The following is a 645-nucleotide window of genomic DNA, read 5'->3' as shown; positions in this document are numbered from 1 at the left end:
AAAGCCGATGGGGATCCTGGGCATCATCTTCCTCTTCATCGTCCTCGGGCAGCTGCTGGCCGAGGATCCGAGAGTCGTCCTGGTATTCGGCGTCGTGGGATGGGTCTGCTGGGCGGTCTTCGTCGCCGAGTTCTTGTTACGGGCCTACATTGGCAGTTTCAGTGGGGCTTTTTGGCGAAAGAACTGGTGGCAGGTGGTCTTCCTGCTCGTCCCATTCCTCAGGTTCTTCAGAGCGCTCCAGGCATTCCGCTTGATTCGCCTTGCACGATTCGCCCGGTTTGGCGGCATCCTCTCTGCGGGTGTGCGGGGATCCCGTTCGGCCGGCCGGTTGCTGTCCAGCAGGATCGGCTGGCCTGGGCATCATCTTCCTCTTCATCGTCCTCGGGCAGCTGCTGGCCGAGGATCCGAGAGTCGTCCTGGTATTCGGCGTCGTGGGATGGGTCTGCTGGGCGGTCTTCGTCGCCGAGTTCTTGTTACGGGCCTACATTGGCAGTTTCAGTGGGGCTTTTTGGCGAAAGAACTGGTGGCAGGTGGTCTTCCTGCTCGTCCCATTCCTCAGGTTCTTCAGAGCGCTCCAGGCATTCCGCTTGATTCGCCTTGCACGATTCGCCCGGTTTGGCGGCATCCTCTCTGCGGGTGTGCGGG

General features: G+C 60.9%; 1 pseudogene. It reads left to right on the top strand.

The features are described 5' to 3' along the window. Positions 1-299 precede the first annotated feature (299 nt). A pseudogene (locus Y703_RS22620) lies at positions 300-645 on the top strand (hypothetical protein); the annotation flags it as partial.

The sequence above is a fragment of the Arthrobacter sp. H20 genome (assembly GCF_000520515.1).
Classification (GTDB): domain Bacteria; phylum Actinomycetota; class Actinomycetes; order Actinomycetales; family Micrococcaceae; genus Arthrobacter_D.
This window is presented reverse-complemented; position numbering and strand designations above follow the sequence as displayed.